The 12,576-nt window shown below is 41.0% G+C and carries 11 protein-coding genes; 10 read left to right on the forward strand and 1 reads right to left on the reverse strand.

Translation table 11 applies throughout. The features are described 5' to 3' along the window. The first annotated feature begins 80 nt into the window (after positions 1 to 80). The 9 genes from H561_RS0107980 to H561_RS0108020 all read left to right on the forward strand — a co-directional run bounded on the left by H561_RS0107980 (position 81) and on the right by H561_RS0108020 (position 10,428). Complete coding sequence (locus H561_RS0107980; RefSeq protein ID WP_027386520.1) at positions 81 to 809, forward strand: pirin family protein; 729 nt, start codon at positions 81 to 83, stop codon at positions 807 to 809. Between the two features lie 154 nt (positions 810 to 963). Beyond that, positions 964 to 1,515 (forward strand): NADPH-dependent FMN reductase, encoded by a 552-nt coding sequence (locus H561_RS0107985; RefSeq protein ID WP_027386521.1) that lies wholly within the window; start codon positions 964 to 966, stop codon positions 1,513 to 1,515. Positions 1,516 to 1,784: 269 nt separating this feature from the next. After that, positions 1,785 to 2,777, forward strand: a complete 993-nt coding sequence (gene purM, locus H561_RS0107990; RefSeq protein ID WP_027386522.1) for a phosphoribosylformylglycinamidine cyclo-ligase — start codon at positions 1,785 to 1,787, stop codon at positions 2,775 to 2,777. Positions 2,778 to 2,854: 77 nt separating this feature from the next. Then, positions 2,855 to 3,421: a phosphoribosylglycinamide formyltransferase gene (gene purN, locus H561_RS0107995; RefSeq protein ID WP_027386523.1), complete on the forward strand. Its 567-nt coding sequence runs from the start codon at positions 2,855 to 2,857 to the stop codon at positions 3,419 to 3,421. After that, complete coding sequence (locus H561_RS0108000; RefSeq protein ID WP_034761659.1) at positions 3,414 to 4,004, forward strand: GNAT family N-acetyltransferase; 591 nt, start codon at positions 3,414 to 3,416, stop codon at positions 4,002 to 4,004. The genes purN and H561_RS0108000 overlap by 8 nt, the downstream gene beginning before the upstream one ends. Positions 4,005 to 4,136: 132 nt before the next feature. Next, positions 4,137 to 5,654, forward strand: coding sequence for a bifunctional phosphoribosylaminoimidazolecarboxamide formyltransferase/IMP cyclohydrolase (gene purH, locus H561_RS0108005; protein WP_027386525.1), 1,518 nt, complete (start codon positions 4,137 to 4,139; stop codon positions 5,652 to 5,654). Positions 5,655 to 5,742: 88 nt separating this feature from the next. Beyond that, positions 5,743 to 6,981, forward strand: coding sequence for a phosphoribosylamine--glycine ligase (purD, locus tag H561_RS0108010; protein WP_027386526.1), 1,239 nt, complete (start codon positions 5,743 to 5,745; stop codon positions 6,979 to 6,981). 153 nt (positions 6,982 to 7,134) lie between these two features. Further along, positions 7,135 to 8,664 carry a glutamine-hydrolyzing GMP synthase gene (gene guaA, locus H561_RS0108015; protein WP_027386527.1) on the forward strand — a complete coding sequence of 510 codons (1,530 nt, stop codon included), beginning with the start codon at positions 7,135 to 7,137 and terminating at the stop codon, positions 8,662 to 8,664. 264 nt (positions 8,665 to 8,928) lie between these two features. After that, entirely contained in the window at positions 8,929 to 10,428 is a 1,500-nt protein-coding gene (locus tag H561_RS0108020) for a carbon-nitrogen hydrolase family protein (RefSeq protein ID WP_027386528.1), read from the forward strand. A 50-nt stretch (positions 10,429 to 10,478) separates the two neighbouring features. Here H561_RS0108020 and H561_RS24165 read toward each other — a convergent pair whose 3' ends face one another. Continuing rightward, positions 10,479 to 10,634 carry a bacteriocin-like protein gene (locus tag H561_RS24165; protein WP_170207311.1) on the reverse strand — a complete coding sequence of 52 codons (156 nt, stop codon included), beginning with the start codon at positions 10,632 to 10,634 and terminating at the stop codon, positions 10,479 to 10,481. Positions 10,635 to 10,877: 243 nt separating this feature from the next. On the opposite strand from H561_RS24165, the gene H561_RS0108030 reads away from it, so the two are divergent. Next, complete coding sequence (locus H561_RS0108030; RefSeq protein ID WP_027386529.1) at positions 10,878 to 12,527, forward strand: ABC1 kinase family protein; 1,650 nt, start codon at positions 10,878 to 10,880, stop codon at positions 12,525 to 12,527. The last annotated feature ends 49 nt before the right edge of the window (positions 12,528 to 12,576 follow it).

The following is a 12,576-nucleotide window of genomic DNA, read 5'->3' on the forward strand; positions in this document are numbered from 1 at the left end:
CAACACGGAATCCTTTCTTATCTTACGTCAATACGTCGGAAACAGTCATGTTGTACATTTGTACTATAAATAAATAAAATATGAAAACAGTATATCATAAAGCCGATTCAAGAGGCCATGCCGATCACGGATGGTTAAACAGTTATCACACCTTCAGTTTTGCCAATTACCAGAACCGGGACAGAAATAACTTCGGAGTATTAAGGGTGCTGAATGACGATACCGTTTCTCAGGGCATGGGATTCGGTACACACCCGCACAGGGACATGGAAATCATATCCATTCCTTTGGAAGGGGACCTGGAGCATAAAGATTCCATGGGAACCACTGCGGTTATCAAAAAAGGTGAAATTCAGGTGATGAGTGCCGGGACAGGCGTGATGCACAGCGAATACAATAAAAACAAAGACGAATCGGTGAAGTTTTTACAGATCTGGGTCTTTCCGAAAGTACAGGGTGTGGAGCCGAGATATGATCAGAAAAGTATTAAAGAAGGCGAAAAGGTTAATGGTTTTCAGCAGATTCTGTCACCGGACCAAAATGATGACGGCGTATGGATCTATCAGGATGCCTGGTTTAACCTCGCTAATTTTACCAAAGGAAACGGCAAAAACTACATGTTGAACAAAAAAGGAAACGGGGTCTATGCTTATGTTTTAAAAGGAACGGCGAAAGTGGGCGACAGAGTCCTTAACGAAAAAGACGGTTTGGGAATCTGGGATACGCAGAGTTTTAATATCGAAGCGGTGGAAGACGCTGAAATTCTTTTAATGGAAGTCCCGATGGAATTGCCTGACTATTTAAAATAATAAAATATTTCGCAGCATAGAAATTTTTCTCCTCCGGAAGGTGGCGGAAATTCAAAAAGAATTTTTGACAGGGTAGTGACAAACGTACCTGAAGATTCAAAAACTTTACGATCTTTGCACCACAAAAATAACAACTTAAACAAAGACAACAATAATGAAAATTTTAGCCATAACAGGAAGTAATTCCGATACTTCAATCAATAAACAGCTGGTTTCCTATGCTGCTTCACTGATGGAAAACGCAGAAGTCGAAATAGTGGATATGAATGAATTTGAGATGCCGATCTATAAGCATCAGCGGGAAGTGGAAAGCGGTGTTCCTCAGCAGGCGGTTGATTTTGCCGGAAAAATAGATAGTGCAGACGTGCTTCTGGTTTCCCTGTCTGAACACAACGGAACCTATTCTTCAGCTTTCAAAAATGTATTCGACTGGACTTCAAGAATAAAAAACCGTGCGGTCTGGAATGAGGTACCGATGCTTTTAATGGCTACGGCACCCGGCGCAAGAGGGGGAGCAGGTGTTCTGGAAGCAGCTTCCAAACGTTTTCCGCTGCATGGGGGAAATATTGTAGATACATTTTCACTGCCTTTCTTCAATGATTACTTTGATAAGGATGCCCAAAAGATTTCCAATGAGGAAAAAGACAATGAACTAAAGGGGAAAATTCAGAAAATTTCCGCTATCGAATCTATCCTTGAAAAATAATTGAAAATTAATTTAAAATTAATATCTTTGCAAAAAGAAATAAGATGAAAATTCAGACCACTTTTAAAGAATGTTTCTCCGAAAAAGGGAATGTTGTGGACTCTGAAATTCTGAGATAAGACAACGGCCGATAATCTACCAAGATTGTCGGCTTTTTTGTTTCCAAAATTTGAATAAAGAATATTAAAAAAGACCAAGAGACATCAGATTGCAGATATAAGACGATAAGTCTGAAATCTGAAATCTAACATCTAATATCTAAATAAAACATGAGCAACACATACAAATCAGCAGGTGTCGATAAGGAAGAAGGGTATAAAACCGTAGATAAGATCAAAAAGGCAGTCGGTGAAACGCACAATGCCAATGTATTGAACCATTTGGGAAGCTTCGGGGCTTTCTATGAAATCGGAGGATATAAAAATCCCGTTTTGGTTTCAGGAACTGACGGCGTGGGAACAAAGCTGAAAGTGGCTTTAGACTCAAAAAAGTATGACTCTATCGGAGTAGACTGTTTTGCGATGTGCGCAAACGATATTCTCTGCCACGGTGCAAAACCGCTGTTCTTTTTAGACTACCTGGCTTGCGGAAAGCTGGATTCTGAAATTGCCGCTGAAATCGTTTTGGGAATGGTGGCTGCCTGTAAGGATAACAACTGTGCATTGATCGGTGGTGAAACCGCTGAAATGCCCGGGATGTACCAGCCCGGAGATTATGATGTTGCCGGGTTCTGTGTAGGGATTGTTGAAAAAGACCAGATTATCGATGGCTCTAAAATCAAAGCCGGAAACAAGATCATTGCATTGCCGAGTTCAGGTTTCCATTCCAACGGATTCTCCCTGGTAAGAAAGATATTCCCTGATTTTAACGAAGAATTTGAAGGCAAGCCTTTGTATGAAACCCTTCTGGTTCCGACAAGATTGTACTATAAAGACATCCATAAAGTTCTTGAAGAGGTGGAAGTGGCAGGAATTGCCCACATCACAGGAGGCGGATTGTATGAAAACATCCCAAGAATCATCGGTGAAGGGCTGTGCGCCACTATTGATGCATCAAAAATCCGGATTCCGAGCGTTATGGCTGAACTGGAAAAAAGAGGCGGCATTGCCCGTGAAGAAATGTTCGGGACCTTTAATATGGGAGTAGGGATGATTGTCGTGGTGGATGCGGAACATGCGGAAAAAGTACTGCATCTTTTAGACGATGCCTACGAAATCGGAGAGATTACGGAAGGAAGCGAAAAGATAGACTTAAAATTCTAATAAGACATCAGATGGAAGACATCAGACGACAGACGATCAGTCTGAAATCTGGTATCTGAAATCTAACATCTCAATTAATGAAAAACATTGTTGTACTCGTTTCAGGTTCAGGAACCAATCTGCAGAGAATTATCGATACGGTTGATAACGGAGAAATCCGGAATGCAAAAGTAGCTCTGGTAGTGGCAGACCGTGAGTGTTACGGACTGGAAAGGGCTAAAAACCATCATATAGAAAACGTCCTGATTCCGAGAGGGAAGAATTTCAGCAACGAATTGGGTAAAATCATCCCTGAAAATACGGATATGATTGTATTGGCCGGCTTTTTATCCATCCTGAAGCCTGAATTCTGTGAAAACTGGCGCGGCAAGATCATCAATATCCATCCTGCACTGCTGCCGAAATTCGGAGGGAAGGGAATGTGGGGGCATCATGTACATGATGCCGTTATTGAAGCCGGGGAAAAAGAAAGCGGGGCTACCGTACATTTCGTGACTTCAGGAATCGATGAAGGGGAAACCATTCTTCAGAAATCATTTGCCGTAACCGAAGATGATACTCCGGAAACGTTGGCAGAGAAAGTCCATTTGATTGAATATGATATTTTTCCAAAAGCGATCAATAAGGTATTGAATAATGATTGATTTAGCAGAAGAATATATTTTAGAAAATGATAAGATACTTTTAAGACCTTTAAGAGAATCAGATTTCGATTTCCTCCTGAAGTTCTCTGAAAAAGAACCTGATATTTGGAGATTTAATGCATTGGGAGGAAATGGTGCTGAAAATCTTAAAAATTATATTACTACAGCACTTAGTAACAGGCAAAATCAAACAGAATATACTTTTGTGGTTTTTGATAAGAAAGATGAAGAAATCATAGGAAGTACAAGGTTTTACCTTATTAATAAATTTAATGAGACACTTGAATTAGGGTATACATGGTATGGGAAAAGTTATCAGGGAACCTATGTAAATAAAAACTGTAAGTACTTGATGCTGGAATTTGCTTTTGAAATCTGGAAGATGGAAAGAGTTGGGTTTAGGGCTAATAATCTTAATAAAAGAAGTATTTCTGCAATGAAGAGCATTGGTTGTAAAGAAGAAGGTATCCTAAGGAACTTTTCAAAAGATTCGGAAGGAAACAGGATTGATGTGATTGTATTAAGCATTTTGAAAGAAGAATGGTTTAATAACATCAAAGAAAATTTGAAAGAAAAGATTTAGCAATTGTTAAATGAAAATATTTCAGATTTAGAAAAATTAAAAAAATCTAAGTAAAATAAAAGTAAGAGCGGAGGTGAAAGAACCGGTCTACAGTTTGAAATAGCTGTGAAAAGTAAAAAATTGAAAGAAAAAATGAGTAAAAAGAGAGTTTTAATCAGTGTTTCGGATAAAAGCGGATTGACTGAATTCGCACAGTTTCTGGAATCCCAGGGATATGAGCTGATTTCTACAGGAGGAACGTTCAAACACCTGAAAGATGCCGGGTTGAATCCGATTCAGATTGATGAGGTAACCAACTTCCCTGAAATGCTGGATGGCAGGGTGAAAACGCTGCACCCGAAAGTTCACGGCGGATTGCTGGCGGTCCGTTCAAACGAAGAGCACATGAACACCGTTCAGGTACACGGCATTGAACTGATAGACATGGTGGTTGTGAATCTGTATCCTTTCTTTGAAAATGTAAACAAAGACATCTCCCTTCACGAAAAAGTGGAGTTCATCGACATCGGAGGCCCTTCAATGCTCCGTTCAGCGGCTAAAAATTTTGATTCTGTTACCGTAATTACCGATGTGGAAGATTATGCAACGATAAAAATCGAAATGGAACAGAACGGCGATACCTATATCGAAACCCGTAAAAAGCTGGCCGGAAAAGTATTCAACCTTACTTCCGCTTATGATGCCGCTATTTCAAGAATGCTTCTGGATGAAGAATATCCAACGTATCTTAATGCTTCCTATAAAAAAGTTTCCGACTTAAGATATGGTGAAAACCCACATCAGACCGCAGCATATTATGTTTCCACTTTTGAAAACGGGGCGATGAAAGATTTCGAACAACTGGGAGGCAAGGAGCTGTCTTTCAACAACCTTCGCGATATGGATCTTTGCTGGAAAGTGGTAACTGAATTTAAAGAAGAAATGGCCTGTTGTGCTGTGAAGCATTCCACGCCTTGCGGGGTTGCCATCGGAACTTCTGCACTGGAAACCTACCGTAAAACATTTGAATGTGACCCGGTTTCCATCTTTGGCGGAATTGTTGCCATGAACTATAAAATTGATGCCGCAACAGCGGAAGAATTGAATAAAACATTCCTTGAAATTGTCATGGCTCCTGAATTTGATGAAGCGGCACTGGAAGTTTTAAGAAAGAAGAAAAACCTGAGAATCATAAAAATTGTAAACCCTGTTTCCGATAAGCAGACCTGGGTGAAAGTGGACGGGGGAATTCTCGTTCAGGACAATGACAGTATTTTCTCTGATGATATTAAAGTAGTCACTGAAACACAGCCGACGGAAGAACAGAAAAAAGCACTGCTTTTCTCCCAGAGGGTAGTAAAATACGTGAAATCAAATGCCATTGTGGTTTCCAACGGAATCCAGGCTTTCGGAATCGGCGGCGGCCAGGTGAACAGGATCTGGGCAACGCAGCAGGCGATTGAAAGAGCGAAAGAAAAGTTTACCGGAGAACTGGTATTAGCTTCTGATGCATTTTTCCCTTTCCGTGACGTAGTGGATTTCTGCCATCAGGAAGGAATCACGGCGATCATCCAGCCGGGAGGAAGTGTGAAAGACCAGGACAGCATTGAAGCGGCCAATGAGCATGGAATTCCAATGATGTTTACCGGGATCAGACATTTTTTCCATTAATTAAAATAGAATTAAAAATAATTTGAGATTGTATTTTTAGCATTCAAAATTATATATTTGTAAAATAGACTTGTTAATTAAATAAAATATGAGAATATTAATCATAGGTGAAGGTGGAAGAGAATCTGCTTTGGCGGCAAAACTTCAGAATGACCCGAGAATTTCTAAAATGTTTTTTGCTAACGGAAACGCTACTACGGATGTTATAGGAAAAAATGTTCATTTATCAGAGATTAAAGAACTGAGGGATTTTGCCATCAAGGAAAAGGTGGATCTTACCATCGTAGGTCCTGAAGCTCCGCTTGTAGCGGGCCTGAAGGATGAATTCAAGAAGCATGATCTTAAAGTGTTCGGTCCTAACCAGAAAGTAGCCAGCCTGGAAGGCAGCAAGGCTTTCTCTAAGAAATTTATGCAGACCTATGATATCAAAACCGCTAAAGCGGTAGTATTTGATTCCTATAATGAAGCTAAAGAATATGTTCAGACCCAGGAATATCCTTTAGTGGTTAAAGCCAGTGGGTTAGCCGGCGGAAAAGGGGTTGTGATCTGTGATACTCTGGAAGAGGCTGAAGCTACCATCCACGATTTCATGATCAGAAGAATTTATGGAGATGCAGGAATCCGTTTGGTTATCGAAGAATATCTGGAAGGTTTTGAAGCATCCATCATTGCATTCTCAAACGGTGATAAATTATTCCCGTGCGTTGCGGCTAAAGATTATAAAAAAGCCGGAAACGGAGATACGGGTCCTAATACCGGAGGTATGGGATGCGTGGCACCAAGCCCGGAATTTACCCAGGAACATTATGCGGATTTCGAGAAAAACATTCTGGAACCGACCATTAAAGGTCTGAAGGCAGAAGGTTTCGGTTTCAAAGGAATCATTTTCTTCGGATTGATGGTGACCAAAAACGGGACTTACCTGCTGGAATACAATATGAGATTCGGAGATCCTGAAACCCAGGTATTGATGGCCCTGATGGAAAATAACCTTCTTGACGTCATCCAGGACTGTATGGACGGAAAAGATATCAGGCTCACTTTTAAGGACGAAAAGGCAGTGTGTCTTGTGATGTGCTCAGGAGGCTATCCGAGAAACATCGAGACCGGTTTTGAAATCGTAGGTGAAGATAAAATGAAATACAGCAAACTTCTGTATGCCGGTGCGATCAGGAAAGGCGATAAAGTGGTTTCCAACGGAGGAAGGGTACTGAACATCGTTGCCACGGGAGCTACTTACGATGATGCCCGCAAAAAAGTTTACGAAGATGCAAGCCACGTACATTTCGACTACGGCTTCTATAGAGAAGACATCGGAAAGTTTTAATAAAAAATCATTAAAAAAGATTTGGAGTCATCCAGGTCTTTTTTTGTAAAACATTTAGAATTTAGAGGTCAGATCAAAGATCCCGGATTCCAGACTGAAAGTCTCATATCTGAAATCTGAAATCTGATGTCATTTAAAAATCAATTATAAAAAATGAACAACGGTATCATTATATTGGATTTCGGTTCCCAGTACAACCAGCTTATCGGAAGAAGAATCCGTGAGATGGGTGTATATTCCGAAATTTTACCTTTCAACACGCCATTAGAAACTATTTTGGAAAGACAGCCGAGAGGCATCATCCTTTCCGGCGGTCCAAGCTCTGTGAATGCAGAAAATGCCCACCTGGTAGAAAAAGAATTATACGAGCAGGGAATCCCCGTGCTGGGAATCTGCTACGGCATGCAGCTTACCGCACATCTTTTGGGCGGGAAAGTTCATAAAGGCGTAAAAGGCGAATACGGAAAGGCACACCTGGAAATTGTAAAAGAAAGTTCACTCTTAAAAGGCGTTGCCCAGGATTCCGTAGTCTGGATGAGCCATTTTGACGAAGTCGGGGAATTGCCTGCCGGATTTGAGCTCAATGCAAAATCAGGGGTAATCGCTTCTATTTCCAATGAAGATAAAAAGATCTACTGCGTACAGTTCCATCCTGAAGTTTCCCATACGGAAGAAGGCGGGAAAATGCTGGAGAATTTTGTCTTTGCCATCTGTAATGCAGACAAAAACTGGAAACTGACCAATTATATTGAGAAAACAGTTTCGGAAATCCGCGAAAGGGTTGGGGAAAACAGAGTGATCCTCGGACTTTCGGGAGGCGTTGATTCTTCCGTAGCTGCCGTGTTGATCCATAAGGCAATCGGTGACCAGCTGACGTGTATATTCGTTGATACCGGTCTTTTAAGGAAAGATGAAGATGTAAAGGTAATGCAGAATTACGGCGAGCATTTTCATATGAACATCAAACTGGTGGATGCCAAAGAAAGGTTTTTATCCAAACTGGCCGGCGTTGATGATCCTGAAGCAAAAAGAAAGATCATCGGAAACGAGTTTGTTCACGTTTTTGATGAAGAGTCCCATAAAATTGAAGGCGCGAAGTTCCTGGCGCAGGGAACCATTTATCCTGATGTGATTGAAAGCCAGTCGGTGAACGGACCTTCGGCAGTGATTAAATCCCACCATAATGTTGGCGGGCTTCCGGAAGAAATGGAGTTCGAATTACTGGAGCCTTTAAGAGAATTATTTAAAGATGAAGTAAGAAAAGTAGGGGAGGAATTGGGGATCCCGCATCATCTGGTACATCGGCATCCTTTTCCCGGCCCGGGCCTGGGAATCAGGATTCTAGGAGCCGTTGATGCTGAGAAAGTGAAAATCCTTCAGGAAGCGGATGATATTTTCATCGAAGAATTATATAAAAATGACCTGTACGAAAAAGTTTCCCAGGCTTTTGTTGTGCTTCTTCCCGTAAAATCTGTAGGGGTAATGGGCGATGAAAGAACCTATGAATACACTGCAGTGGTGCGTTCTGCCAATACCATCGACTTCATGACGGCAACCTGGAGCAGGCTTCCTTATGAATTTTTAGATACCGTTTCCAGCAGAATCATCAATGAAGTAAGAGGAATTAACCGCGTAGCTTATGATATTTCAAGCAAACCGCCGGCAACAATTGAGTGGGAATAATGGTATATTAATGATTACACTCATAAAAGAAATAAAATATTACTGTTAGATTTGTAATTCGAAATAATTTTTTTTCATCATTTGTGTTTTTATCCTCCCTTTTTTAAGGGAGGTTTTTTTATTTGTATCTGGGGCATATCAGGTTATTGTTTCGAGTAATAATAAGTATTTTGCCGGGCAATATATTTTCGTTTCCCTGCTTAAGTTCCGTAATAACTTTTACCCCTTGGAAATTTTCCTTAAATTTAGATAAAATTATATCAGATGCAAATTGAAACAAGGCCGCTTACCGTGCAGGATTACGATGGGCTGGTCGAAACGATGAGGCGTGCTTATCCCCAGATGTCGGAGTATGTCTGGTCCAAGAAAAGTATAGAAAAACTAACCAAAATATTTCCTAAAGGCCAGATCTGTATTACGGTAGACGGAAAACTGGCTGCTGTGGCGCTTTCCATTATCGTAAATTATGATGAGTTCGGGGATGACCATACCTACAGTGACATCACAGGAAATTATACCTTCAATACCCATTTGTCAACAGGGAATGTCCTGTACGGCATTGAGGTTTTCGTAGATCCTGAATTCCGTGAACTGCGCCTGGGAAGAAGATTGTACGACGCAAGGAAAGAACTGTGCGAATTACTGAATTTAAAATCGATTATTTTAGGCGGAAGGATCCCGAATTACCATAAGCACAGCGAACTTTCGCCCAGGGAATATATTCGCCGGGTACGTGATAAGGAGCTTTATGATCCCGTTCTTTCTTTTCAGCTTTCCAATAACTTTCTGCCAATCAAGGTGTTGAAAGGGTATCTCCCCGAAGATGAATCCTCCCATGAAAATGCAGTACTGCTCCAGTGGAACAATATTTACTACAGCAAGAAGCCGAATACGATGCAGGACAGTATCATCCGTTTAGGCCTGGTCCAGTGGCAGATGAGGCATTTTAAGGACATTGATGCTTTTTATGAGCAGGTTGAGTTTTTTGTAAATGTGATGGGCGATTATAAATCGGACTTCGTACTTTTCCCGGAGCTGTTCAATACGCCTTTGCTGGCCCCTTTCAACAAGCTTTCGGAGCGTGACAGCATGATAGAACTGGCCAAACTGACTTCGGAAATCAGGATGAAAATTTCAGATCTGGCGATCAGCTATAATGTCAATATCATTTCCGGAAGCATGCCGGTTTTTGAAAACAATGAACTGTATAACGTCAGTTATCTCCTTCATCGTGACGGCAGGATAGATGAATACCGTAAAATCCATATCACCCCGAACGAAAGAAAATATTACGGGATGAAGGGCGGAAATGAAATCAAAGTATTTGATACCGACTGCGGAAAGATAGGCCTGGTCATCTGTTATGATGTGGAGTTCCCGGAACTTCCGAGAATCCTGGCTGATCAGGGCATGAAAATACTATTCGTCCCTTACCTTACCGATACCCAGAATGCATACATACGGGTCCGCCACTGTGCAGCGGCAAGAGCCATTGAAAATGAATGTTACGTAGCCATTGCCGGCTGTGTCGGAAATTTGCCGGGCGTAAATAATATGGACATCCAGTTTGGCCAGGCGGCTGTTTTTACCCCATCGGATTTCCCTTTCCCGTCGAATGCCGTTAAAGGGGAAGCTACACCGAATACGGAAATGACCCTAATTGTGGATGTAGACCTAAATCTTCTGAAAGACCTTCACCATCATGGTTCTGTGCAGGTGATGAAAGACCGGAGAAAAGATTTGTATGATACCTACCTGCGGTAAATAAAAAAAGAATGCAATTTTGCATTCTTTTTTTTGTTATATCAATATTCTTAACGGTATTGAGGGCAGATGACAGCCGGACAGATTAATCCGGGACATCTCGGTCTTCCGTCATCCGGACAGCATTTGTTGGAACAGTTTTTAATGATTCCGCTTCCTGCTATACTTTTCATCTGGTTTCTTGAGATTTTCTTTAAATTTTTCATAACGTTATTATTTGATAATTAATTTTTAAATATAAACATTTTATCTGCATTATTCTATGTAAAGAGAATTATTCTTTCAATTAAAATTTTAAATATTACAGGCATGCCATTCAGGATTGTAATATACAGCAATCGTCCTGGCTCATTCGGGCTGGAAACTGAGAATCTATTTGTTGTATAGGGATAGTATTTGAAGGTGCTATCACACAGCAACATCTTATTTTTTTTGTATTTTTATACATTATGTTTGATAAACAGCAAAGAAAACTGAAAAGATCTGCCCGGCTTATTTCCGTATTAAGCAAATACGGTTTTAAAGATCTTTTGGCCAGGATGAACAACGGGAATAAATCGGTGGAAATTTCCCGGAATCCAGATGAAATTATTTCAAAAGGCACCGTGTATGAAAGAATCCGGCTGGTCCTGGAAGAACTTGGGCCGACTTTTGTAAAACTCGGCCAGACGTTCAGCAACCGGGAAGACCTGCTTCCCCCTGAACTTATCCAGGAGCTCCAGAAGCTTCAGGACAAAGTGGATACGGTGGATACGGATGTGGAAGAAATCATGGAATCCGAATTCAATATCACCGTTGCAGATCATTTTCTCAACATTGAAAAACATCCTTTGGCAACGGCTTCGATTGCACAGGTTTATAAAGCGGTTCTGGCTGACGGGACGGATGTTATTTTAAAAATCAAGAAACCGGATGTCCAGAGCATTATAGAAGATGATTTGCTGCTGATTAAAGATCTTGAAAAACTGGTGTCGTCCTACTCGGAAATAGGAGAGAAACTGAACCTGAAGCAGGCCATCTACACCTTTGAAAAATCGCTCCTCGAAGAAGTATCGCTGATCAATGAAAAGGAAAATATCCTGCAGTTCAGAAGGAACTTTAAAAACCATAAAGAAACGTACGTCCCCGAAGTATACGAAGAGTTCTCCAACAATACGGTGCTGTGCATGGAATTTATCGACGGCATCAAGGTGACGGATAAAGCCGGCCTTTTAGAGCATCATCTTGATCCGGTTACCATTTCCGAGGTGGGATTGAGGCTGTTTGTCTCTCAGATTTTGGATTACGGTTTTTTCCATGCCGATCCGCATGCCGGGAATATTTTAGTGCAGAAAAACGGCAAGGTTGTCTTTATTGATTTCGGAGCGGTAGGAAAAATTCCGCCGAATGATAAAGAGGTTCTCGAAAACCTGATTGTAAGCTTCGTGGCGAAAAATCCCCATAAAATTGTCCGCTATCTTAAAAAAATGGCGGTAAGCTACCAGATTCCGGATGACAAACGGTTTGAAAATGACGTAGAGGATATCCTTAATTTTGTTCACAGCACCTCGTTAAAAGAAATTAACCCGCAGTCGGTCATCAACAAGATGAAAGATGTACTGAAAGACAACCGCCTGTACATGCCGGATTACTTTTATCTTCTGTTTAAAGGGATCGGCCTGATTGAAGGGGTCGGAAGGACCATTAATCCTGATCTTGATGTCGTAAAAAGTCTTCATCCCTACACGAAGAAAATATTCGCTAAAAAGATCAGCCCGAAAAATATAGTAAAAACGGGAATGGACCGGATGATGAGCTTCACGGATACGATGGATGAGATCCCGAAGGAGCTGCGTTCCGTACTGCAGAAGCTTGATGAAAATAAATTTACGGTTACAAGTGAGATCAAGAACATTGAAAAAACAAACCAGCTTATAAAATCAGGGATTGTCAATATGATGCTAGCTATGGTTTTAGGCGCCAATATGATTGCCACGGCTATCGTCTTTGTTTCAGAATCAGGTCCTAAAATCGGGGAAATGTCTTTAGTGGCATTGTCAGGATTCATCTTTTCAGTGGTGTTGATCATCATTATCCTGCTGAGGGTTACAAGGAAATAAAGGCTTTTTTAAAGATTGCTGTATGTAACCATTCTTCAATTTTCCTGTA

The organism is Chryseobacterium gregarium DSM 19109, assembly GCF_000430845.1.
GTDB classification, from domain to species: Bacteria; Bacteroidota; Bacteroidia; order Flavobacteriales; family Weeksellaceae; genus Chryseobacterium; species Chryseobacterium gregarium.

What these genes read in the sequence shown, in the direction of transcription:
- H561_RS0107980 (WP_027386520.1), top strand. Translation starts at nt 81, where the DNA reads ATGAAAACAGTATATCATAAAGCCGATTCAAGAGGCCATGCCGATCAC.
- H561_RS0107985 (WP_027386521.1), top strand. Translation starts at nt 964, where the DNA reads ATGAAAATTTTAGCCATAACAGGAAGTAATTCCGATACTTCAATCAAT.
- purM (WP_027386522.1), top strand. Translation starts at nt 1,785, where the DNA reads ATGAGCAACACATACAAATCAGCAGGTGTCGATAAGGAAGAAGGGTAT.
- purN (WP_027386523.1), top strand. Translation starts at nt 2,855, where the DNA reads ATGAAAAACATTGTTGTACTCGTTTCAGGTTCAGGAACCAATCTGCAG.
- H561_RS0108000 (WP_034761659.1), top strand. Translation starts at nt 3,414, where the DNA reads ATGATTGATTTAGCAGAAGAATATATTTTAGAAAATGATAAGATACTT.
- purH (WP_027386525.1), top strand. Translation starts at nt 4,137, where the DNA reads ATGAGTAAAAAGAGAGTTTTAATCAGTGTTTCGGATAAAAGCGGATTG.
- purD (WP_027386526.1), top strand. Translation starts at nt 5,743, where the DNA reads ATGAGAATATTAATCATAGGTGAAGGTGGAAGAGAATCTGCTTTGGCG.
- guaA (WP_027386527.1), top strand. Translation starts at nt 7,135, where the DNA reads ATGAACAACGGTATCATTATATTGGATTTCGGTTCCCAGTACAACCAG.
- H561_RS0108020 (WP_027386528.1), top strand. Translation starts at nt 8,929, where the DNA reads ATGCAAATTGAAACAAGGCCGCTTACCGTGCAGGATTACGATGGGCTG.
- H561_RS24165 (WP_170207311.1), bottom strand. Translation starts at nt 10,634, where the DNA reads ATGAAAAATTTAAAGAAAATCTCAAGAAACCAGATGAAAAGTATAGCA.
- H561_RS0108030 (WP_027386529.1), top strand. Translation starts at nt 10,878, where the DNA reads ATGTTTGATAAACAGCAAAGAAAACTGAAAAGATCTGCCCGGCTTATT.